Annotated in this window: 17 protein-coding genes and 3 tRNA genes; 4 read left to right on the forward strand and 16 right to left on the reverse strand. The window is 60.7% G+C overall.

Features of this window, described 5'->3' with window-relative positions; translation table 11 throughout:
• Nucleotides 1-209 precede the first annotated feature (209 nt).
• A complete protein-coding gene (locus tag ACYQ01_RS18020) occupies nt 210-1,031 on the forward strand; it encodes a LexA family transcriptional regulator (protein ID WP_459935204.1) in 822 nt (273 codons plus the stop codon).
• Nucleotides 1,032-1,530: 499 nt separating this feature from the next.
• On the opposite strand, the gene ACYQ01_RS18025 is transcribed toward ACYQ01_RS18020, so the two are convergent.
• Nucleotides 1,531-3,351, reverse strand: coding sequence for an ABC-F family ATP-binding cassette domain-containing protein (locus ACYQ01_RS18025; RefSeq protein WP_459935205.1), 1,821 nt, complete (start codon nt 3,349-3,351; stop codon nt 1,531-1,533).
• Here ACYQ01_RS18025 and ACYQ01_RS18030 point away from each other — a divergent pair.
• On the forward strand, nt 3,323-3,592 hold the full coding sequence (locus ACYQ01_RS18030) for a hypothetical protein (protein ID WP_459935206.1): 270 nt from the start codon (nt 3,323-3,325) through the stop codon (nt 3,590-3,592). The two genes, ACYQ01_RS18025 and ACYQ01_RS18030, sit on opposite strands and share 29 nt — an antisense overlap.
• On the opposite strand, the gene ACYQ01_RS18035 is transcribed toward ACYQ01_RS18030, so the two are convergent.
• The 9 genes from ACYQ01_RS18035 to ACYQ01_RS18075 all read right to left on the reverse strand — a co-directional run bounded on the left by ACYQ01_RS18035 (nt 3,579) and on the right by ACYQ01_RS18075 (nt 12,422).
• Nucleotides 3,579-5,273 (reverse strand): SGNH/GDSL hydrolase family protein, encoded by a 1,695-nt coding sequence (locus tag ACYQ01_RS18035; RefSeq protein ID WP_459935207.1) that lies wholly within the window; start codon nt 5,271-5,273, stop codon nt 3,579-3,581. The genes ACYQ01_RS18030 and ACYQ01_RS18035 overlap by 14 nt on opposite strands.
• Nucleotides 5,274-5,564: 291 nt before the next feature.
• A tRNA-Asp gene (locus ACYQ01_RS18040) sits at nt 5,565-5,641 on the reverse strand.
• A gap of 12 nt (nt 5,642-5,653) precedes the next feature.
• A tRNA-Val gene (locus tag ACYQ01_RS18045) sits at nt 5,654-5,729 on the reverse strand.
• A 373-nt stretch (nt 5,730-6,102) separates the two neighbouring features.
• Nucleotides 6,103-8,307, reverse strand: a complete 2,205-nt coding sequence (locus tag ACYQ01_RS18050; protein WP_459935208.1) for an EAL domain-containing protein — start codon at nt 8,305-8,307, stop codon at nt 6,103-6,105.
• The gene (locus ACYQ01_RS18055) at nt 8,304-8,690 is read right to left on the reverse strand and encodes a response regulator (RefSeq protein WP_459935209.1); all 387 of its coding nucleotides are present in this window, start codon (nt 8,688-8,690) and stop codon (nt 8,304-8,306) included. The genes ACYQ01_RS18050 and ACYQ01_RS18055 overlap by 4 nt, the downstream gene beginning before the upstream one ends.
• A 401-nt stretch (nt 8,691-9,091) precedes the next feature.
• The gene (locus tag ACYQ01_RS18060) at nt 9,092-9,466 is read right to left on the reverse strand and encodes a YbjQ family protein (RefSeq protein WP_459935210.1); all 375 of its coding nucleotides are present in this window, start codon (nt 9,464-9,466) and stop codon (nt 9,092-9,094) included.
• A 311-nt stretch (nt 9,467-9,777) separates the two neighbouring features.
• Nucleotides 9,778-10,128, reverse strand: coding sequence for a hypothetical protein (locus tag ACYQ01_RS18065; RefSeq protein WP_459935211.1), 351 nt, complete (start codon nt 10,126-10,128; stop codon nt 9,778-9,780).
• Nucleotides 10,129-10,146: 18 nt separating this feature from the next.
• Nucleotides 10,147-10,755: a DUF8043 domain-containing protein gene (locus ACYQ01_RS18070; RefSeq protein WP_459935212.1), complete on the reverse strand. Its 609-nt coding sequence runs from the start codon at nt 10,753-10,755 to the stop codon at nt 10,147-10,149.
• A gap of 77 nt (nt 10,756-10,832) precedes the next feature.
• Nucleotides 10,833-12,422 carry a glycosyltransferase family 9 protein gene (locus ACYQ01_RS18075; RefSeq protein ID WP_459935213.1) on the reverse strand — a complete coding sequence of 530 codons (1,590 nt, stop codon included), beginning with the start codon at nt 12,420-12,422 and terminating at the stop codon, nt 10,833-10,835.
• A 96-nt stretch (nt 12,423-12,518) separates the two neighbouring features.
• Between ACYQ01_RS18075 and ACYQ01_RS18080 the strand changes: the two genes are divergently transcribed.
• Nucleotides 12,519-13,844: a malic enzyme-like NAD(P)-binding protein gene (locus ACYQ01_RS18080; RefSeq protein WP_459935214.1), complete on the forward strand. Its 1,326-nt coding sequence runs from the start codon at nt 12,519-12,521 to the stop codon at nt 13,842-13,844.
• A gap of 138 nt (nt 13,845-13,982) precedes the next feature.
• Here ACYQ01_RS18080 and ACYQ01_RS18085 read toward each other — a convergent pair whose 3' ends face one another.
• From ACYQ01_RS18085 to ACYQ01_RS18095, 3 genes are all read right to left on the reverse strand, one after another.
• Nucleotides 13,983-15,641 carry a sensor histidine kinase gene (locus ACYQ01_RS18085; RefSeq protein WP_459935215.1) on the reverse strand — a complete coding sequence of 553 codons (1,659 nt, stop codon included), beginning with the start codon at nt 15,639-15,641 and terminating at the stop codon, nt 13,983-13,985.
• The gene (locus ACYQ01_RS18090) at nt 15,642-16,862 is read right to left on the reverse strand and encodes an HDOD domain-containing protein (protein WP_459935216.1); all 1,221 of its coding nucleotides are present in this window, start codon (nt 16,860-16,862) and stop codon (nt 15,642-15,644) included. It abuts the gene before it with no gap.
• A gap of 303 nt (nt 16,863-17,165) precedes the next feature.
• Nucleotides 17,166-17,242, reverse strand: a tRNA-Met gene (locus ACYQ01_RS18095).
• Nucleotides 17,243-17,319: 77 nt separating this feature from the next.
• Between ACYQ01_RS18095 and ACYQ01_RS18100 the strand changes: the two genes are divergently transcribed.
• Nucleotides 17,320-17,667, forward strand: a complete 348-nt coding sequence (locus tag ACYQ01_RS18100; protein ID WP_459935217.1) for a hypothetical protein — start codon at nt 17,320-17,322, stop codon at nt 17,665-17,667.
• Nucleotides 17,668-17,707: 40 nt separating this feature from the next.
• Here the strand turns inward: ACYQ01_RS18100 and ACYQ01_RS18105 are convergent, their stop codons facing one another.
• The 3 genes from ACYQ01_RS18105 to ACYQ01_RS18115 are packed head-to-tail and all read right to left on the reverse strand — an operon-like array spanning nt 17,708 to nt 20,915.
• Entirely contained in the window at nt 17,708-19,264 is a 1,557-nt protein-coding gene (locus ACYQ01_RS18105; protein WP_459935447.1) for a DHA2 family efflux MFS transporter permease subunit, read from the reverse strand.
• A 25-nt stretch (nt 19,265-19,289) separates the two neighbouring features.
• Nucleotides 19,290-20,507, reverse strand: a complete 1,218-nt coding sequence (locus tag ACYQ01_RS18110) for an HlyD family secretion protein (protein ID WP_459935218.1) — start codon at nt 20,505-20,507, stop codon at nt 19,290-19,292.
• A 27-nt stretch (nt 20,508-20,534) separates the two neighbouring features.
• The gene (locus ACYQ01_RS18115) at nt 20,535-20,915 is read right to left on the reverse strand and encodes a MarR family winged helix-turn-helix transcriptional regulator (protein ID WP_459935219.1); all 381 of its coding nucleotides are present in this window, start codon (nt 20,913-20,915) and stop codon (nt 20,535-20,537) included.
• Nucleotides 20,916-21,214: the final 299 nt, after the last annotated feature.

Here is a 21,214-nt window from a genome sequence, read left to right on the forward strand (position 1 = left end):
CCTGTTGTTTAGTTCAGCGTCCAAACGGGAATGGTCGCTGGACGTTGACCCTGGACTTGTGGGCGGGTAGACATGGACAGAAATGCTTTGACGTCTACCGCTAACAACCCCTGTCTATAACCGTCGGTTATGACGGTCAAGTGTATTTTATGATTTCAGGTTATTTCCAGGGGCCTACTTTCATAACCAGCGGATAAGCGCCTGTAAATATGGACGAAATAAGAGATGACACTCCCCAGGACGATGCTTGCGCCAAAGGTGGAAGTTTCGAAGATGAACATGCAATTGAAGAAAGTAGGTTTGCCCGCCTCAAACTGGCTTGCGATGCTAGCACCGACACCGCCCTTGGAATTGCTTTAGGGATAAGCCAAGCGGCCGTTGCCAAGGCAAAAAAGAAGGGCCGGGTGCCGTCAGACTGGATTGTATTGATAAGCAACAAGTTTGGAGTTTCTGCGGATTGGCTGCTGTATGGAGAAGGAGCGATCTACGACCCGGAGCGCACAACCGTCGAACCGGCCCGCGCTGGCATGCTGCAAGCAGGCAAGAGGGTAGTGGAAATAAAAGTAACCAAACCCACGCCAAATGCTGAGCGCATAATTAAATGTGATACAAGCGAACTGATAATGGTGCCTATGGTTGAGGCAAGGCTTTCGGCAGGTACAGGAAGCTTTCAGACGGGTGGAGATACAGAACGTTATTATGCGTTTCGTCTTGATTTCCTTCGTCGCAAAGGATTTCCATCAAAGATGGCCTTGATGCGCGTCTCCGGCGACAGCATGGAACCGGAGATTAAAGACGGTGACGTGGTGCTTATCGACCAAGCACAACAAACGCCCACGCCCGGTAAATTGTACGCCGTTGGTGTTGAAGACATGGTTTATATCAAGGAAGTTAACGCCGAACCAGGTAAACTGATTCTCAGCAGCTACAACAAGGCGTATCCGGCGTTAGAAGTAGACGCGCGTGGAGACTTGAAAGATGGCATCCGCATAGTCGGCCGGGCCGTTTGGATTGGCCGCGAACTGAAATAGCCCCGAGCGTTCTTGCGCATTATCCTCGCATTTCAGTGCCATTTCTCATGCATAATTTGAGCATTTTCCTGTCATTTTTTGTCATTCAGTGCCAAATCTAAACGCGCCAGGAGAAAGGCCGCAAAGCCTTTGTTGGCGCGGGCTCACGGACTATTTCCATAATTCGCAACCAGTGCCAAAATGAATGCCCCCCCGGTGGGAGCCCCTTTTTTGAAAAAAAGGGGCTCCCCTCCCCAGACCCCTCCCCTCACCAAAAAACTTTAACATTCTCCAGGAATGGACGAAATTCGTGCCCGGGGTCGCCCGTGCACTGCTTCGCCATGGCCCGACAGACAAAAAGCCCGTTGATCGACATCAAATCCAAACACGCCGGGCCCCCCCGACCAACCGAACGGGCCACGACAGTACCCAAATAAAAGTTTTTTGGAGGAGGGGGTTCGGGGGAGGAACCTTTTGTTCACAAAAGGTTCCTCCCCCGATCTTCTCTCCCCCTCCCCCTTCATTCCCCCGCTTCGGCAAGCTTGGCTTCCAGTTCTTCCCAGCGGGCGTAGAGGGTATCGACTTCCCGGGAGGCGGCGTCGCGTACGGCCAGGCGTTTTTCCAGTTCTTCGGGGTGCGAGGCCACGGTCGGGTCGTCCAGATCGGCCTGGGCGGCGGCGAGGCGTTCTTCGGCCTGGGCGATGGCATTTTCCATGCCGTCGTATTCGCGCTGTTCCTTGTAGGTGAGTTTTTTTGCGCTTTTGGGGCGGGCCGGACCACGCGGGGCCTGGGGAACGGCGGGCTTGGCCGGGGCGGGTTGCTCGGCGTCTTCCATGGCCTGTCGCCACTGGGTGAAATCGCCGTAGATATTCGCCCCGCCTTGTCCGTCCAGTCCCAGGAGCATGGTGGACACGGAATCCAACAGGTAACGATCGTGGGTGACGAGCACCACGGCGCCGGGAAAGTCGGTCAGGCTTTCTTCGAGCACTTCGAGGGTGGGGATGTCCAGATCGTTGGTGGGTTCGTCGAGCAGCAGCACGTCGGCCGGGCGCAGCATGAGCCTGGCGATAAGCACCCTGGCCTGTTCTCCGCCGGAGAGCAAGCCGACGGGCAGGTCGAGCTGTTCGACGCGGAAAAGGAATCGCTTGGCCCAGGTGGCCACATGCACCATGCCGCCCCGGTAGAACACCGAGTCCCCGTGCGGTGCAAAGGCCCGGCGCAGGGGGGCGTCGGGGTCGAGCTGTTCGCGCTCCTGCCCGAAAACGGCCACTTCCAGGCCAGGGGCGCGGCGCACGGCCCCGGCGTCAGGAGGCAACTCGCCGGCAAGCACCTTGAGGAGCGTGGACTTGCCGCTGCCGTTTCGTCCGGCCAGTCCCAGGCGCACGCCGGGAGAAAGCACCAGGTCGAGGCCGGAAAAGAGCGTTCGTCCTCCCAGGGTCTTGGCCACGCCCTCGGCCACCAGCAGACGCTTGGTTTGACGCCCAGACGAGGAAAAGTCCACCCCGGCCCGGGCGGCGCGGGCGTTTCTGTCGCGGGTCTCGTCGAGTTCGCGCATGAGGCGCGAGGCTTCGTCCTTGCGGGCCTTGGCCTTGGTGGTGCGGGCCTTGCAGCCGCGCCGCAGCCACGCGATCTCGAAACGCACGCGCGAAGCCAGGGCCTTTTCCTGTCCGGCCTGGGCGACGAGGAAATCCTCGCGTTTTTCCAGAAATACGCTGTACGGGCCATCCACGCTCAAATAGCCCTCGGGATAGGCCCGGGAGAGATCGATGGTGCGGGTGGTCACGTTTTCGAGAAACGAGCGGTCATGGCTGATGACCATGTAGGACAAACGCGACCCGGCCAGGAAATCCTCCAGCCAGAGGATGGATTCCAAATCCAGATGGTTGGTGGGCTCGTCGAGCAGGAGCAAGTCAGGCTGCAGCAGAAGCGCCCTGGCCAGGGCCAGACGCTTGCGCCATCCGCCGGAAAGGTCGGCCACGGCCTGGGAGTGGTCCGTAAAGCCCACACGTCCCAGAATGACGTTGGCTCGCGCATGCAGGTCTTCAGCGGCCAACCCCAAAGGGGCCAGCGTGTGCGCGGCCACGTCCCAGACCGTGGCCAACGCGGCGAAGTCGTCCTTCTGGGGCAAATGGGCCAGCCGGACGCCTTTGCGCACGGTGCGTTCGCCCTGGTCGGGCTCTTCCTGGCCGATCATGATCTTGAGCAGGGTCGATTTGCCCGAGCCGTTGGCCCCCACCAGACCGATGCGTTCGCCCTGGTGGATGCTCATGGAAATGCCGAGGAACAAGGTGCGCGCGCCAAAGGATTTCGAAATGTCGCGCAGGGTCAAAAGCGTGCTCATGGGGCAAAGGGCTTACGGCAAAGCCGGCGACGCGTCAAAGCCGACGACGCCAAGCCTTCAGCAGCCCGTTGAAACAGTCGATTCTTGCAGCCTGTTCAAAAAACGTGCTGGCAAGGCGCGAGAAAAAGTCAAGCCCGAAGCGGAGTTGGCATCCGTTGAGGGGTTGCTTGTTTTTCGCAGCAACGCAGCCGGCAAGGAGTTTTCAACAGGCTGTCAGGCCCGGGCGGTCACCTCCGCGTGAACGAAGCCTTGACCAACAATCCGCGATACCGCTCCGCGGTGGACTTCTTGTCGAACACCAGCCCGGACCGCCCGTGGAACAGCAATCGGACAAAGACCTCCCGAGCCTTGCCGTCGCCTTGCAACTCAAGGACCTTGGCGAGTTCCTTGCCGTCCCAGAGGTTGTCGTTCCCGCTCCGGTACTCCCACCGGGTCTGGTAGTGCTCGCCGTCCCCGGAGACTTGGCAGATGACGGACGAGTCGCCGTTATGAAAGGTTCGGCGGAAGGCCAAGAGATCCAGGTTGGCATAAGGTTGCTTGAAGCGAAACGCGAGATCGATCACCCCGTTGCCGGCCTTGGTTTCAAAGAACATGTCGTCGTCGCCCAGTCCCATGCCGGTCGACGTCGCGCTAGCGCTTTCGCACAGGGAGGTCCCGGCCAGGGGCGGGGTCAGGCGAAGCGTGTCGCCCTCGGGGGCAAAGGAGAAGCTTTCCACACGATCGCACACCCTGCCGAAGCCCGACGGCTTGCATTCCAGGCGCAACACGCCGTCCTGCCGGCGTATCTCCAGTTGTTCGGCAAGCTGCTTCGCCACAAGCGCGTTTCCTTCCCTGGAGAGATGCCCGTCCGCGCGAAGGAAGAGATCCTCGATGTCCGCATTGGTCGCCCGCCTGGCAAAGTGCGTGAAGTCGACATACGAAATGTCTGCCGCTCGGCAACGCTCGGAGAAATAGCAGGACTGTCCGTTCCAGAGGTGATCCATCTCCCTGCTGTTGGGCATCGCGATGAAAAGGAAAGAGGAGGTCCCTTCCACCTCCTTGTGAAACGCATCAAGGAAATTGAAATACGTATCCCAGAATCGCTGAAGGTTGACGATACGTTCCTCCTTGAGGACAGACCAATCCTTGCTGCCCGTGAAACGCTCTTCCTCTGGGGTCGGCTTCAAAAGATGCATGTTGATAGTGTCTTTCGGTATCTTGGCGAGCGTCGACTTGGACACGCCCACGGAGATGGACTTCGTCCCACGCATCCTGCTCGCCATCAACCGGGAATTCACATAGATAGAAAAGTTATATATGGCAGTCTGTTTAATGCGTTTTACTACGGAATCCAGCCAGGAACGCTTGTACGGCTTGCCATATTCCAGTTTTCCGGCCTGACGCGTCAGGGCGTCGCGAATAAAATCCGTATCCACGTCGTTATAACAGTACTGCACTATTATCAAATCCGGACGCAGCTTTTCTCCCTTGTCCTTGTAATAGTCGTACTGGTCGAGTATGTTTGTAAACAGCATCCCGGAGTTGATGACTTCAAAGCGTATATCGGGATACTTTTTCGACAGGTCTCTCTTCAGAAGCTCCGGGTAGGTCCACTCATCATCAACTCCCCACCCCATCGTAAACGAATCCCCAAGGCATAAGATGCGGAACGTCTTCCCCTTGTCCGCATGCTTCTGTATGTCCTCAAGGCCACGCAACCCTTCCGAGTTTGTCGTAAACACATACGGATGGTTTGACGGTATTTCATTGAGCACGCTGATATTCGGCTCGTAGTCACCGGAAAGATTCGTATAATAGGTTGGAAGAACAACCGTCTTCGGCTTGTCCAAATGTCTGAGGGCAATTTCCAGACCGTAAAGAAGCACAGCCACGAAAAGTGCCTGATATGCGACAAAGAGCAGAATCTTGAAAAGCTTACGCAACAGGAACCTCGCTTGTGGGCGGACAGGCATTGCAGGGGCGGACGTTTTCCTGTCGGGGGAAGCCGATCGTGGTCAGCATTCTCGAACCCGGCCCCGACAGGACCACCGCCGGCTCGCCCCTTCGTGACCCCGCGCCCATCCTGTTCTCCTGAAATACCGGCCGGGCCAAGGGTCGCTGTTTCGGCTGGAGCATCGCTGTCCAGGAGCCCGCAGGGACCAAAAAAAGTGGGGCCAAGCGTCATCAAACGCTTGGCCCCGAAAGGGAAACAGCCGTGACGACTGCTTTTTTAGTGGCGCGAGAGACGGGACTTGAACCCGCGACCTCCGACGTGACAGGCCGGCGTTCTAACCAGCTGAACTACTCCCGCGCAAGGGATTCATGGTAGGCGGAACAGGGCTCGAACCTGTGACCCCCGGCTTGTAAGGCCGGTGCTCTCCCGACTGAGCTACCCGCCCGCCTCATGAGGAAGCCGTGTTTATCTCCGCTCCCGCCCGTCGTCAACACCTTTTTTTGTTCCCGGGTGACTTTTTTTGCGGATACTTATATAACATACTTGAATCAATCACTTTACGAGGAAAAACATTCTTTGATCCCGCCCCCGGCGAACCCCCTCGAATCATGCCCCGCCGGGCCATTCGGCCCTTCTTTTTTTGCGACGTTCGCGGTCCACGGGTGTCCGGTGAAGCCCGGAAGACCGAAAAACCGGATGTCGCCACCCGCAAGGCGAAGGCTTTGCCCGTAGCTGGCCACGCGTTTCTTAAAAAAAGAAAAAGCCCATCATGGGCTTTTTCGAAAACTTTTCCGGCGGTTTTTGATACATCCGCCCAATCACCCGCCGCTGGTCTGCACTTCGAGATAGGCTTCCATCTCCGCGGCGGGCAAGGGCTTGGAAAAATAATATCCCTGGGCGAGCTGACAGCCCAGGGCCCGCACAACATCGAGCTGGGCCTTGGTTTCCACGCCTTCGGCGATGACTCCCAGCCCCAGGTTGCGCCCAAGCCCCGCGATAGCCCGTACGATTTCCACATGCCCGCCCGTGGCGTCGATCTCCATGATGAACGAACGGTCGATCTTGAGCATGTCGATGGGAAAACGGTGCAGGTACGACAACGAGGAGTACCCGGTGCCGAAGTCGTCCACAAAGAGCTTCACGCCCAGGCGCTTGAATTCTTCGAGCCGTCCGATGGCGTCGGGCCCCTTTTCCATGATGATGCTTTCGGTCAGCTCCAGTTCCAGGGTGCCCGGCTCAACGGATGCCGTCGAAAGCAGGTCGCGCAGCTTGTCCACCAGATCGAGCTGTTGGAACTGCCTGGCGGAAATGTTGACGCTCATGGAAAACGGCTCGCGCATCCGGTATCGCTTCTGCCAGACGGCAAGCTGGGCGCAGGCTTCCTGGAGCACCCGCCATCCCAAGGGAACGATGAGCCCGCTCTCCTCGGCCAGGGGGATGAACGCCGCCGGGGGAACCAGCCCTTTCTCCGGATGCAGCCAGCGCACCAGGGCTTCGCAGCAGGTGGCCTTGCCCGTGTTGACGTCCACGATGGGCTGGTAGTGCAGCACGAATTCGCCCCGGCTCAGAGCGCGGCGGAATTCGGTCTCCATGGTGAGCATTTCCACGGCCTGCTCGTGCATGTCGTTGTCAAAGACCTGATAGCAGGCTTTGCCCATGGACTTGGCCCGGTACATGGTCAAATCCACGTCGCGCAAGAGTTCCTCGGCGTTGCCGCAGAACCCCGAGCAGCACAGGATGCCGATGGAGACGGTGCTGTAGATTTCGCGCTCGTCGACCTGAAACGGCTTGCGCATTTCTTCGAGAATGCGTTCCGCCACGCCGATCGCACCGGAAAGGTTGCCCACCCGTTCCGTGATGATGGCGAACTCGTCGCCGCCCATACGGGCCAGGGTGTCCGCGTCCCGGATGAGTCCGCGCAGGCGCTCGGCCAGCTTGACCAGGAACTGGTCGCCCAGGGCGTGGCTCAGGCTGTCGTTTATGACCTTGAACCGGTCCACGTCGAGATAGAGCACGGCGAAGAACGTGCCCAGGCGGCTGGAGCGTGAGATGGCCTGGGCCAGACGGTCGGTGAAGAGCGCCCGGTTGGGCAGCCCCGTGAGCGCGTCGTGAAGCGATTGGTGCAAAAGCTGCTCTTCGAACCGCTTGTGTTCGCTCACGTCTTCCAGGGTTCCCTCGAAATAGAGGCCCAGGTCGTCCTTGGAGTCCACCAGATGCGCGTTCACCGCGCCCCAGAGGGCTTGGCCGCTCAGACGCCGGGTCTGAAATTCGTATCCCTGCAACGCCCGGTGGTCCTTGAGCATGCGCAAAAATTTTTCGGCCCGGTTCGGCCCGCCGAACAGGATTTCCACAAACCCTCGCTCGTCGGCCATGAGGCTCTCGGGACTCTCGTAGCCCAGGATCCTGGCCATGGCGGGATTGGCGCTCACCACCCGGCCGTTGGTGTCCACCTGGAAAATGCCTTCGATGGCGTTGTCGAAGATGCCCCGGTACTTGTCCTCGGCCGCCTTGCGTTCGAGAATTTCGCGATGCAGGCGGGTGTTGGCCTCTTCCAGGTCGCAAGTGCGCTCGCGCAACTGGGCGGTGCGGCTTTCGATGAGATTTTCCAGATTCTCGCGGTACTGGCGGTTCTCGGTGATCAGGCGGGCCCGCTCCAGGGCGCGACGCACCGAATGTTCGAGAATCCCCAGGTCCTCCACGGGCTTGAGCACGTAGTCCCAGGCACCCAGGCGCAGGGCCTCGATGGCGTCCTGTATCATGCCGGTGCCCGACACCACGATAACGGGCAGTTCGGGCGTCTCTTTCACCACGGTGGCCAGCACTTCCAGGCCGTCGACCTCGGGCATGCGCAGGTCGACCAGGATGATGTCGGGCTTTTCCCGTCTGTAGACTTCCAGGCCCAGCCTGCCGTTGGCCGCCTGGAGCACGCGAAACCCGCTGTCCTCCAGGTAGGCCTGGAAGGATCGGCGAATGACCTCTTCGTCGTCTATGGTAAGCACGGTGGCCGAATATTCAAACATCATGTACGCCGTTTATCGAGCAGATCGCGAATTTTATCCGCCATTTCCGACATATCGAGGACGGGTTTGAAAAAAATGTGTTCATCGCGGATGCCGATGGCCTTGAGTTCGTCGGAAAGGCTGAACTTTGTCGAGCCGGTGTGGATGAGAAAAAGCGTGCCGGGGAGGCGCTTGGCCATTTCGAGGATGAACGACGCACCGTCCATGCCCGGAAGACGCAAGTCCACCACGGCAACATCGGGAGGATGAGCGCTGACGCTTTCCAGCGCCTTTTCCGCCGAATCCGCCACGCGAACGTCGAACCCCTCATCTTCCAGATAAGCGGCCAAACTGATTCGCACCGGCGTTTCGTCGTCTACAACCAGGATGACTTCGTTGTCGTTCACCTTGCTCCCATTGTGTCTTGGCCGCCACCGGCAAACGGATGTCGCCTCTTTGGTCTTGCAAAGCTTTACGTTATTTCCCCCCTCGCGCCAACGTTTTTTTCCGGCATTTCGGCAGGAAGGCGCGGAAGGAAATCGAAGGGCAACCGCCTCGGACCATTGCGTTTCAGGCTTTTGGGGACGACACTTTTGGTCCCGGACGCGACACTCGCTTCATTCAAACCGGACGAAGGCCCGCCTCAGGGGACATCGCGCGCCTGCGAAGAGGCGGAAGATCTTGCCTCAGCACCACGAAAACGGTCCGCCAAGACGCATGCCAGGCGGACCGGTTCGTGACGGTCGATCGTGTCGGGTCCCCGGGTTTTCAAACCGACGGTTTGTTCCGGGTTGGTCGAAATACGCGGTCAGTGGTTGAGCGAACGCCTGGCCGGTCTGGTCTGCCCCGGCTTGTCCAGCATGACGGCCGTGCCGTAGCAGGAAAAGAACTTCGACCCGTCGGGATGAAAGGCCACGCTCTCCTGATAGCCCACGATGCCGTCCGCGCCGATTTCCATGGCCGCGGCGTTCAGGCTCATGAGCGCGCATTCCGCGTCGTATCCCCGGCCGTGCACCAGTCCCAGGATCTTCTTGATGCGTCGGCCCTTCATGGCCGGTGTGGTGACCACCTGGAACTTGCCGGAATAGAACATATCCTTGGCGTGTTGCAGGCGTTGGCCACGCTTGAGGTCTTCGCTGCTCTCCTTGGCTTTCTTGTCCATACCGGAAAAAATCGACAGCATGGTCCCTCCTGGCACGCGCCGAAGGTCAGGCGCGTTTTGCAATGTGTGTTCGCCAGACTTTGCAAGTTCTTTGCCAATCGTTGGGGAGCGCGAGGTTTCAGGCAGCGGCCCCCTGGTTTTCGCCAACACGCAACCCATGGACAAAACAGCTCTTTTTCTTTCAGACGCCCCAGACATCCCCCAGGTTACGCCTCCCGAAAACACAAAAACCGACGCATCCGCCAGAGAGGCGTCTCCCTGGTCGTCAAAGAATCGACACAAAAAAAGGCCGGACCTTTCGGCCCGGCCTGGGTTTTGCGTTTGTCGCGAATTTACCCCACACGGTCGATGAACTTGCTCGGCATGCCGCTTGGTCTAAGCGTGGACCGATAGCCGGTCAAACGCTGGTTTTCCTGCTTGGCCCGCAGAAGGTCGCGCTTGATGGCCTCGTGCAGCCGCTTGGCCTCCGCCGTGATCTGGCCCTGAAGGCCTTGCAACTGCAAAAGCTTTTCCTTGAGGACGTCGATCTTCTTTGGGTCGCGCATATTCCAGGCCTCGTCGATCAGGGCCTTGCGCTCGCCGGCCAGTCGCTTGGCCTCGTCCACCTCGCCGCTCGCCAAAAGCCCCAACTCGCGGTGGCCTCTTTCCAGGGCCTGATCGAGCAATTCAAGTTCGTCTTTCATGGCGCCGCCTTGTGTCGCTTACGCCGCCCGGGCGAGTTCCTTGATATCCTCGCGCAACTGGGCGATGATCTTCTTCCACCGCTCCACGGCCGGGATGAATTCGTATTCCAGAAGATCGGCCAAAAGAATCCAGTCTTCACCCTCGATGACCTCGAGGATTTCAGAAAAGAGTTGCGAGAGTTCCTCGGCGGACTCGTTGACCGCGTCGGAGTTTTTCAGACTGAACTCCCCTCGCAACACGCCGATCATGCCCAGGAAGTCGCGCGTGACGTCCAGAAGGTCCTGATAGACTTCCAGGGCCTCCTCGTCGTCCGCCTTGCGGAAGAGCTCGGCCACGCGCCGCGCCCCATGGTCCATGAGGGTCACGACCTTGTAGAGCTCGCGCGTGATGTTCACGGCCATCTCGGTGGCGGCCATGCTCACGATCTCGACCTTCTGCACGTCACAGGTGTCGATATCTTCGGATTGATGGGGATAAATCTCGGAAAAAGGTTCGTCGTTCACCAACACGTCCGTGACCACACGGCCGGAGAGAACGCCTTCCTCCATCACCTTCACCAGCACTTGCTCCAGATTCTCGAAGCTCTGGATGCTCAAACCGGTCTCCCGGCCGTCGACGACGATCATGCTCACCCTCCTCCTTGATGCGGATGCAGGACAATTTTTCCGCATCAACGTCTATTCAAGGAGCATGCCAAGCCTTATCAACCCTGCCCGGCAAGCCGCGAGGTCAAAAAGGCGAGCAGGTCGTCAACCCGGGAGGCAAATTGCTGGAAGTGTTCCAAATCATCGCCCTGGGCCTGGGAAAGGTGCCGCCACAGGTGGGAAAGAGCCGAAAGAGCCGGCTGCGCCGCGAAAAATCCGTCCACCCGCTGCCAGGTGACCAGAAACTTGGTGCGCATGCCCTTGTTGCCCGTGGTTCGAACCGCCTGGGCCTGGGCCTGCAACACCCCCAGCAGGGCCCTGGCCGGTTCCAGGGCCGAAAGCAGGGGAGATCGGAACCCTTCGGACAGGGGAAACGGTCCGCGTCCCTCCGCGTCCGGGGGAAGGCCGTCAAGGAAACGTCGCCAGGCCAGGCGTTGCAGTCCGGTCCATACGGCGCGGTCCGTGCCGCCGTGGCCGGACAGGGAACGCAGGATCATGAAATGTCGCTCGTCCGGCGCCAATTCCCAGACGCGCACGCCCTGACCGACAAGTTCGGGCCAACGTCCGGAATCGAGAAAGCCTTCGGCCAGGGTCCGCACGGCCCGCGCGGTCACGGCCTGGCGACAAGACTCGTTGCGGGGACAGGGCTGGCCGAACGGACAGGGGTGGCAGTCCATGTCCGGTTCCAGGCAACACGACCCGGCCTGGTAGGGGCCGGTGTCCACGGGCTGGGCCGTGGACAGAAAGATGGCCAGCACGGGCGCGCCCACCCCGGCGGCCAGATGCATGGTGCCGGTGTCGTTGGTCACGAGCAGGCGAAGCCGAGACACTTGGGCCGCCAGTTCGTTCAGCGTGGTGCGCCCCACAAGGTCCGCGCAGGGACAAGGGCTGAGCGCCCGATAGCGTTCGGCAAGATGAACCTCGTCCGGTCCGCCCAGAAGGACCGGCAAAAGGGACCGGTTCTTCCACAGGGCCTCGCCCAGGGCGACGAAGGACTCCACCGGCCACTGTCGCCTGGCCGCGCTCGCCCCCAATTGAAAGCCCACCAGCCCCGAATGCTCGGGCGGATCGGTGGAGGCGACCAGGGCCCGGGCCGCATCCAGGCTTTCCCTTCCCGGCGGGGCAAGACGAAACGAACGCGGGCCGTCCGGGCGATGGGCGGTCTTCCAGAAGAGGTCCACCAGATTGAACGGGCTTGCCCCCCTGTTCTCGGACGACGCTTCCAGCATGGCCGCCCAAGGCGTGGAGTAGGTCCCGAAACCGAAGGCGTCCAGGCCGAAACCCAGCGCGCCTTCCGGCCCCAGGGCCTTGGCCAGGAGCCGCCCGGTGAGGGAGGGAGTCAGGTTGATCACCCTGGCGGGACGAAACTCGCTTCGCACCCGACCGGCCCACTCCAGAAACGAGCCCAGAGCCCTGGGCCAGGCCTGATGAAGTTCGGCCAGAAACCGGGCTCCCGGCGCGCCGTACACGGCGTCCACGTCGCGCATGAGACCGGCCGCTCCCTGAAAATTCTCCAGGCAGACCAGCCCGGTGCTCTCGCCATCCCCCTTGAGGGACGTAAAGACCGGCTGGGCCTGCAACTGATCGCCCAGGCGGGCCAGGTTGACCACCAGGGTGCGGCCCTCTCGGACACGTGCGGGCTGGGACATAAATCCTTCCGGGGCTCTTGCGTTCTGGGGTGGGCTGGACTAGATGCACCTTTTGCCGAATTTTCTCAGCTATCCCCGTTTCCTGTGGAGGTCATCATGGCGCTTTTCACCAGAGAGGAGGCCTTGCGTTACCATTGCGCGTGGCGCACCGGCAAGCTCGAAACCGTTCCGGTCAAACCCTGCCGCAACGCCAAAGACCTTTCCATGGCCTATTCGCCGGGCGTGGCCCAACCCTGCCTGGAAATCGCCGCCGACCCCCGGAAGGTGTTCGACTACACCAACAAGGGCAACCTCGTGGCCGTGGTGTCCAACGGCACGGCCGTGCTGGGCCTGGGCAACATCGGCCCCCTGGCCGGCAAGCCGGTCATGGAAGGCAAGGGCGTTCTCTTCAAGATCTTCGCCGACATCGACGTCTACGACATCAACATTTCCGCCATGACCCCGGCCGAAGTCATCCAGTGCGTCAAGTGGCTGGAGCCCACCTTTGGCGGCGTCAATCTCGAAGACATCAAGGCCCCGGAATGCTTCGAGATCGAACAGACGCTCATCCGGGAAATGAACATCCCCGTGTTCCACGACGACCAACACGGCACGGCCATCATTTCGGGCGCGGGCATTCTCAACGCGGCGGAAATCGCCGGCAAGCGCATGGAAGACCTGCGCGTGGTGGTTTCGGGCGCGGGCGCTTCGGCCACGGCGTGCACCCGCTTCTACGAACTCTTGGGCGTGCCCCGCGAAAACATCGCCATTTTCGACTCCAAGGGCCACCTGAACAAGAGCCGCAAGGGACTCCATCCCACCAAGCAATATTCCGCCGACGCCCAGAAAAAGGAATACGCCAACCTGGCCGAGGCGTTCCAGGGCGCGGACGTGTTCTTGGGCCTTTCCACCAAGGGCCTGGTCAGCCAGGACATGGTGAAATCCATGGGCAAAAATCCCATCATTTTCGCCATGGCCAACCCGGACCCGGAAATCACCTACGCCGACGCCAAGGCGGCCCGCCCCGACGCCATCATGGGCACCGGACGCTCCGACTTTCCCAATCAGATCAACAACGTGTCGGGTTTTCCCTTCATATTCAGGGGGGCCCTGGACGCCGGCTCGCGCATGATCAACGAAGACATGAAACTGGCCGCGGCCAAGGCCATCGCCGACCTGGCCAAGCAGCCCGTGCCCACCGACGTGCTGGACATGTACGGCGAAAAGAGCGCGACCTTCGGCATCGACTACGTGATTCCCAAGGCCCTGGACTACCGCCTCCTGGAATGGGAAGCCCCGGCCGTGGCCCAGGCCGCCATGGACACCGGCGTCGCCACCAAGGCCCTGGACATCGCCCGGTACAAAGACGACCTCAAAAATCGCCTGGGCGAGGCCCGCAAGCGCATCGAGGCCTATGTGGCCTCCTATCACCTGGACTTCTGATCGAAAAAGCTTTCACCGACCGCAACGAGGCGCGCCGACACAGGGCGCGCCTTTTTTTGTCGCCCCGGACGGACGCGCATCCGTCGAGGTCTGACGTTCGTGAAGCGGGCGCGGCCAGCGGAAATTGTCGGCAGGCTGCTAGGCCAGCAGCGAACAGGCGGGCCCCCCGGCGCTCAATGAGGACGGAAAGACGATCTCGAAGCGCACCACGTCCGGCTCGTCTTCCAGGAGCGTGATCCGGGCGCCCATGGTGCAGACGATGAGTTGCACCGAATAGAGGCCGAGTCCGGTGCCTTCTTTCTTGGAGGTCGCGTATTTCTTGAAGAGACTGGCCTTCACCTTCGGGTCGATGGCCCCCCGGTTGCTCACGGCGATTTTGGGCGTCTCGCCGCTGGTAAGCTCCACGCGCACGACGCTGTCCGGCGGAGAGGCCTCGACGGCGTTTTTCATGAGATTGCCCAGCAGGGAGTACAGAAGCATTTCCTCGGCCTGTAGCGCGAACCGGTCGCCAGGCGCGGCCGGCGCGCCGTCGAGAAGGATCTCGAACCGCTTGTTGCGCGGCTTGGCCAGGGACTCGAACTCCCGAACCAGAGCGCGCACCACGGACAAGGCGTTCATTTCCACCGGGGAGTACAGGTATTTTCCCGTCTCCATCTTGTACATGTCCAACGACATGTTGATGAGCTTGAGCATCTTCAGGCCCGAGTCCTTGATGGCCTGAAGCATCTCCCGGACCTCGTCGTCGGGGGGAACGCATTCGAGAATGATGTCCGGCAGTCCGATGATGCCGTTGAGCGGCGTCTTCAGGTCGTGACGGGTCATGCGTTCGATGTCCGCCTTGAGATATTCGACCTTTTTCTGTTCGGTCATGTCCATGAAGACTTCGAGCAGACACTCCCGATCTTCCATCTGGATGCGGGTCACGGTCTTGAGGATCGGGACTTCCTCGCCGGAGCTGTTGATGAGCACGCGTTCGGCGTTGTCCACCACCTGTCCCAGGTCCGTCACCGGGCAGCAGTGTTCCTGCGCCGGACACACGAAGCGATGACAAAGATGACCGATGACCGTCTCGCGTTCTATGCCCAGCATTTTCAAGGCCGCCGGGTTGATGTCCAGGATCGTGTGGCGTTGCGCGTCCACGAGCATCACGCCGGCGTGAATGTTGTTGACGATGGTTTCGAGCTGCCGATTGGTCTCGTGCAGGCTCTTGGTGCGGGCTTCGATGGTGCGCTCCAGCTCCTGGCGATGCTCTCGGAAACGCTTGTTGAGCTCAAAGCTTTCCAGGGCGTTGGCCCCGGCCATCATGACCACGGTGAACAGGCTCAGGGTCGTGTCGGGGATATCGTTCTTGTCCGCCTTGAGCACCCCCACGAACATGGCCCGGATGCGCGCCGGCGTAGCGAGCACGTGCAACAGGGTCCAGGCGGACTTGTTCCGGGTCAGGAAAAAACACGGGCGCTCCACCTGCATGGCGTATGAAAACGAATAATCGCCGATAAGGGCTTCCACCTCGGCGTCGAGTTCGCCTGCCTGGGCCGGGTCGTCGTAGTGCGCGGCCCCGAGGTCGTTGGTTTCGGGGGTGAACAGATAGACTCCCGAACTGGCGAATTCCACCATGAGGTTGGCCCGGCGGCAAATTTCCGCCGTGATGATGCCGACGTCCTCCTGCTGGAAGTACGAACTCTCGAAGTTGCCCAGGGAGGACGCCAACTCCAACGCTTCCAGAGCCTGCATTCTTTCCCGTTCCAGGCTCTCGACCTGCTTTTGCAGAAAGGTAATGGTCTCGGCTTCGCGCATTCAGCTCCCGAAAAAGATCGGCATGATGTTTTCCATTTGTCGCCGCATCTGCAGGATCAGGGCGCGAAGCGTCCCCTGGGTCAATCCCAGGTACTCCCAGACGCCCGGAGCCGGGCCAAACCCCACATACTGGCCGCTGGACCCGTATTGCAGGGCGACGGTCAAGGCGTCCGCCATGTTGATGAACGCCGCGTCGCCGAGCGGTTCGCCCGGTTTCGGATGATGGCCGGTCACCAACTCCGCCAGGGAGTCGGGGATGCGCCACGCCTCCAGCAGGCGGGCGGCGACCTGGGTATGATCGTAGCCGAACACCTTGCGCTCGGCCTCGTAGAGCGGCCTTCGCGAGGCCAGGGCCAAGCGAATCGACCGCACGGCCTGGTCCGGGGCCACCTGCAGCATGACGAGCCTGCCGATGTCGTGCAGAACGCCGGCCACGAAAAACCGTTCCTGATCGCGCCGTTTGGCGCGCACGGCCAAAAGTCCGGCAAAGATGCCGCAGACCAGGCTGTGGGTCCAGAAGTCGACCACGCGCACCGGCTCGGCCAGGGGGCTCTTGAACTGGGAGAGGACCGTTATGCTCAGCGCCAGTTGGCTGATCTCCTTGGCGCCCAGGACCAAAACCCCGCGGCTCAGGGTGTCCACCTGGCGTCCGCCGGAAAAAGCGGGACTGTTCACCAGCCGGAGCAATTTGGCGCTCATGGCCATGTCCTTGGAGATGACGTCCGTCAGGCGGGCCGACGTGCAGGTGGGATCGTTGAGCGCGTCCTGAATCTTGAAATAGACGTCCGGCAGGGTGCACAGCCGCCTTTCCGCAGAGATCAACTGCTCGAGGGGCGGGGCCGGAAGCGCCTCCGGGACGAGACGACACAACACCTCCGGGTCCGGCGGAGTCCATCCCTTCGAAAGGCGTTCGGCCAGATGTTCAAGACACTGCCCGCGCATCTCCCCGCCGGATGCGGCCGAAGGCTCGTCAAAGGCCCAAAAGGCGTCCGCGAGTCGGCAGGCCTGCTCCAGGTATTGGGGGTCCAGGGCAACCCCCGCGTCGGGGGCCGCCCCGGCCTCGGACACCGGGACGTCCGTGACGCCCCACATGGAAAAGACCCGAAGATGGTTGCCGTCGAGTGTCGTTCCCTTGCGCGCCAGCAGGCGCCCATTGTGTCCGAATACATCCTGCGCCAAGACCGCGCCCGGCCCGACTTCGGCTATGTTGACGACTTTCATACGCTTTCAGTTTGCTCTTTTTTTCATACTATCACGAATTGATGGAAAAACAAAGGGGATATCCTATTTTTCCATGCTCGTGGACGCTTTTTTCCATTCGGGACGAGGATTACACCAGGAAACAGCATATCATTCGGCAGTGGTTTTAGAAAATGCATGAGAGCGCGTTCGCAAAACAAAACCTCAGACGCCATGCCTAGCATTTGTATCGCATCGTATGTATTCAGTCTTGCGCAATATTGAGGGAGGAAACCAACAAGAAAAGGGTCTGTGAACATTGTCCACAGACCCTCATCTTTTTTTTGGTTGCGGGGGTGGGATTTGAACCCACGATCTTCGGGTTATGAGCCCGATGAGCTGCCGGTCTGCTCCACCCCGCGTCGTTGGGAAGACAGTAGTTATGCCTGCCGAATCTTCCTGTCAACAAGAAATTGCAAACGCGCCAAAAAAATTTTCCATGACCGTCCCCTTCGCGACACGTATCCTGGGCGCCATGGAACCATTGGCGGACGCCCTGCCCTGGATCGGGGTCGTATTTCTGATGGCCGGACTCCTTGCCCTGGTCTTCGAGGCCGGAACGAGAACGGTACTGGGAGCCTTTCTGCCGGGAGTGGCCCTTCTGGGCTTTCAGGGCGCGCGCCAGTGGGACGTTCTGCTTGTCGCGGGTCTGTTCCTGGCCGGGCTCGCGGCAATCGTTGCCCTGGTGCGTCCCGAAAACCCTGCGGAGAATGAAACGCGCCCCCCGAATACGAACGCGCCTCCCGAAACGCCCGGTCGAACCGAGCCGCCAGGCCCGCCGAGGTGACACGCCCTCGCCGCCGCAGCGTCCCCAGTTTCTCGCGCGGCTACTGGCCGCCCGTTTCTTCCTTGCCCCCATGTTCGGGCCGGCGAATGATCCACATCACCGCGCAAAGCCCCAGAAACATCATGGCCTGGGCGTTGAACACATCGAGAAAGGCGTTGGTGGTGGCTTGCAGCACCAACTCCCTGGCGATTGTGGCATCGGCCATGTTTCCGGTCTGGGCGAACGCGCCCAGGGTGTAAGTGAAATAAGCCTTGAGCTGCTGATACGTCAGGGCGTAGCCCGGATCGTACGGGCTCAGGTTCTCCACCAGGCGGAACTGGTGGAACTGGGCCCGCCTGGCCAGAAGCGTGGTGATGAAGGCCACCCCGCAGGAGCCGCCCAGGTTTCTGAGCAGGTTGAAGATGGCCGAGGCGTTGTTCATGCTCGGCCTGGGCACGTAGGCCATGGTGAGAAAGGAAAGCGGTACGAAGAAAAAGGCGATGCCGATGGCCTGGACGTTTCTGGCCATGATGGCGGTGTTGAGATCGATGTCCAGGGTGAAGCCGGCCATGGAACGCAGGGAATAGGCGCTGATGCACAGTCCCGTCAGGAGCAGGAACCGCGCGTCGATCTTTTCCGTGAGCTTGCCCACCATGGGCAAAATGGCCAACATGATGAGTCCGCCCGGCCCAAGCACCACGCCGGCCAGGAAGGCCGTGTAGCCCATGAGACTTTGCAGGTACATGGGCAAGAGAACAATGGAGCCGAAAAAGGCGAAAAACCCGAAAAACATCACCGCATTGCCCGCCGCGAAGCTACGGTCCTTGAAGATGCGCAAATCCACAATCGGATTCTTCTCGTAGAGCTCCCAGACCACGAAGGTCACCAGGCTGGAAATCGCGAGTATCGCCAACACGCTGATATACGTGGAGCCGAACCAGTCCTCCTGCTGTCCCTTGTCCAGCACCACCTGAAGGCAGCCCAGCCCAACGGTGAGCAGGACCAGCCCCATGGTGTCGATGCGTTCGCCCTGTTGGTGCCTGGCCATGTCGGGAGGGTCGAACACGTTGCCCCAGATCATTCCCAGGGCCACCAGTCCCAAGGGGATGTTGATGTAGAAGATCCAGCGCCAGGAATAGTTGTCCGTGATGTATCCGCCCAGAAGCGGACCAAGAATGGGCCCCAGCACCGCTCCCATGGCGAAGATGGCCATGGCCACCCCCCGCTGCCGAGGGGGAAAGGTTTCGAGCAAAATAGCCTGGCTCATGGGCTGAAGCCCGCCGCCGCCGATGCCTTGCACCACCCGGAAGACAATGAGCATGGGCAGCGACACGGCCATGCCGCACAGCATGGACGCCACGGTGAACACCGTCACGGAAAGCATGAGATAGTTCTTGCGGCCGAGCAGCTTGGCCAGCCAGCCGCTCATGGGAATGACCACCGCATTGGACACCAGATACGAGGTGAGCACCCAGGTGGCTTCGTCCTGGCCGGCGGAAAGGCTGCCCTGGATATGGGCCAGGGCCACGTTGGCGATGCTGGTGTCCAGGATTTCCAGCAGGGTGGGCACCATGACGCTGAGCGTCACCAGCCACTTGTTGACCTGGCGGTGTTCCATCGGCATGCGTTTCGCGGACGCGGCGCTAGCGAGTGAAAATCACCGGAATCGCACTCATGCCCAGGCGCAGTTCGGGAATGTCCTGCCCCGGATCAAGCACGATCTTCACCGGCACGCGCTGCACCACCTTGACGTAATTGCCCGTGGCGTTTTCGGGAGGGAAAAGGGAAAACGCCGCTCCCGTGCCGGCCATTATGGAATCCACCCTGCCGGTGAAGGTGCGGCCCGGATAGGCGTCCACACGCACCTCGGCCCGTTGCCCGGGCTTGACCCCGTGCAGTTGGGTTTCCTTGTAATTGGCCGTGATCCACAGTTCCCCCGGGTCCAGAGGAACCACGGCCATGAGGGGTTGTCCGGCCGCGGCCATGAGTCCGGCTTCCACCCGCCGTTTGGTGACCCGGCCGTCCGCCGGGGCGAGAATGCGCGTATAGGAAAGGTTGAGCTCGGCCTGGCGCACCCGCTGTTCGGCAAGGGTCACCAGGGCGCGCTGGGCCTGGGCCTGCTTTTCCTTGATGACGGCGTTGTCCATCCCGGTTCGGGCCAGGCGAATCTCGGCCTTGAGCCTGTCCACCTCGGCGAGCACGGCTTCGCGCTGATGCCCGAGCCCGGCCAGCTTGGCCTTGGCGGCCTGGGCGTCGGCGCGCGCGGTCTTTTGTCGGGTGCGCGCGTTGTCCAGATCGGACTGGGCGATCACGGACTTGGCCCCCAGAGCCTTGTATCGGGCCAGATCAAGCTCCGCCTGGTCGAACTGGGCCTTGGCGCGAACCACGTCTTCGCGAGCCGCGTCCTCCTGCTTGCGCACCTGCTCCAGGCTGCGCAGTTGGCTTTCCAACTGGGCCTGGGCCGAATCCACCCGCGAGGAGGTCTGGCTGACCTCCAAGGGCACGCCGAGTTCAAGGGCGGCCAGTTGAGCCTGGGCGGAAGCCAAGTCGGCCCGGGCCTGGGCCAGGGCCACGGTGAGATCGGTGGGATCGAGCTCGACCAGCAGGTCGCCTTTTTTCACCTGCTGATTGTCCTCCACGGCCACATTGGTCACGTAGCCGGCCACACGCGGGGTAATGGTGTGACTGTGACCGTCCACAAAGGCGTCGTCCGTCTCCACCTTGCCGTGGGTATAGAACCAGTATCCCGCCAAAAGCACGAAAAAAAGCGCCGCTCCACCCAACAGAATGCGACGCTTTCCCGCGTCGGCCCCGCTGGACGGGTCGGCGCTCGCGACTCGTTTTTTCAACGTGTTGAGCATGCCGTGCGTCTTTAATGGCCGCGAAGTCTATTCGATGCCTTCGTTTATTTTTTCCAAAATGGCCTGCAAAAAATCGATGTCGGTCGTGGTGATGTGCCGGTAACACTGCCGGGCGTAGGCCTTGGAGATGGGGATCAGCTGCTCGCGCAACGACCTGCCCTCCGGCGTGAGGAAGATGCGAAAGGTCCTCCGGTCGTTGCCGTCGGTTCGGCGCACGAGCAAGCCCTTGGCTTCGAGCCTGTCGAGAATGCGGGTGATGGAGGCCTTGTCCTTGAGAAGGTTTTCCCCCAATTCACTCTGGGTGAGCCCCTCCTGTTCGCCGGCCAGGGAGAGCACGCCCCATTGATCCGGGGTAACGTCCACTCCATGGGCCAAAAATTCCTTACGAAGACCGTTCTTCAGCCGCAAAAAGGTTCGTCCCAGTCTGTAACCGGGGGTCATCATCAAATTGAAAGGTTGAAATTCTGTTGTTTCCATGGCAATAATTATTAAGGGTTATTTGTTGACTTCGCGATAGTCGCCAAACGAACCTTGGTCAAGCACTATTTTTCCTTTCGCTCTCACCCCAGCTTCTCATCGACGGCAGACGGTCGACCGGCTACGCAGCCCCAGGGAGACGATCGACCGGCCGCGCGGATTCACGCGGCCTTGAGACATGGGCCCGCCCAAGAGCCGCCAGGTGCGTACGCCGGGCTTTCGGCTCAACA

This window comes from Fundidesulfovibrio butyratiphilus (assembly GCF_054657235.1).

Bases quoted from the DNA above. Each gene is read 5' to 3' on its own strand.
- ACYQ01_RS18085 (WP_459935215.1), bottom strand. From the start codon at position 15,641: ATGCGCGAAGCCGAGACCATTACCTTTCTGCAAAAGCAGGTCGAGAGC.
- ACYQ01_RS18105 (WP_459935447.1), bottom strand. From the start codon at position 19,264: ATGGAACACCGCCAGGTCAACAAGTGGCTGGTGACGCTCAGCGTCATG.
- ACYQ01_RS18020 (WP_459935204.1), top strand. From the start codon at position 210: ATGGACGAAATAAGAGATGACACTCCCCAGGACGATGCTTGCGCCAAA.
- ACYQ01_RS18070 (WP_459935212.1), bottom strand. From the start codon at position 10,755: ATGATCGTCGTCGACGGCCGGGAGACCGGTTTGAGCATCCAGAGCTTC.
- ACYQ01_RS18075 (WP_459935213.1), bottom strand. From the start codon at position 12,422: ATGTCCCAGCCCGCACGTGTCCGAGAGGGCCGCACCCTGGTGGTCAAC.
- ACYQ01_RS18110 (WP_459935218.1), bottom strand. From the start codon at position 20,507: ATGCTCAACACGTTGAAAAAACGAGTCGCGAGCGCCGACCCGTCCAGC.
- ACYQ01_RS18065 (WP_459935211.1), bottom strand. From the start codon at position 10,128: ATGAAAGACGAACTTGAATTGCTCGATCAGGCCCTGGAAAGAGGCCAC.
- ACYQ01_RS18090 (WP_459935216.1), bottom strand. From the start codon at position 16,862: ATGAAAGTCGTCAACATAGCCGAAGTCGGGCCGGGCGCGGTCTTGGCG.
- ACYQ01_RS18050 (WP_459935208.1), bottom strand. From the start codon at position 8,307: ATGATGTTTGAATATTCGGCCACCGTGCTTACCATAGACGACGAAGAG.
- ACYQ01_RS18030 (WP_459935206.1), top strand. From the start codon at position 3,323: ATGTCGCGCAGGGTCAAAAGCGTGCTCATGGGGCAAAGGGCTTACGGC.
- ACYQ01_RS18100 (WP_459935217.1), top strand. From the start codon at position 17,320: ATGACCGTCCCCTTCGCGACACGTATCCTGGGCGCCATGGAACCATTG.
- ACYQ01_RS18080 (WP_459935214.1), top strand. From the start codon at position 12,519: ATGGCGCTTTTCACCAGAGAGGAGGCCTTGCGTTACCATTGCGCGTGG.
- ACYQ01_RS18060 (WP_459935210.1), bottom strand. From the start codon at position 9,466: ATGCTGTCGATTTTTTCCGGTATGGACAAGAAAGCCAAGGAGAGCAGC.
- ACYQ01_RS18025 (WP_459935205.1), bottom strand. From the start codon at position 3,351: ATGAGCACGCTTTTGACCCTGCGCGACATTTCGAAATCCTTTGGCGCG.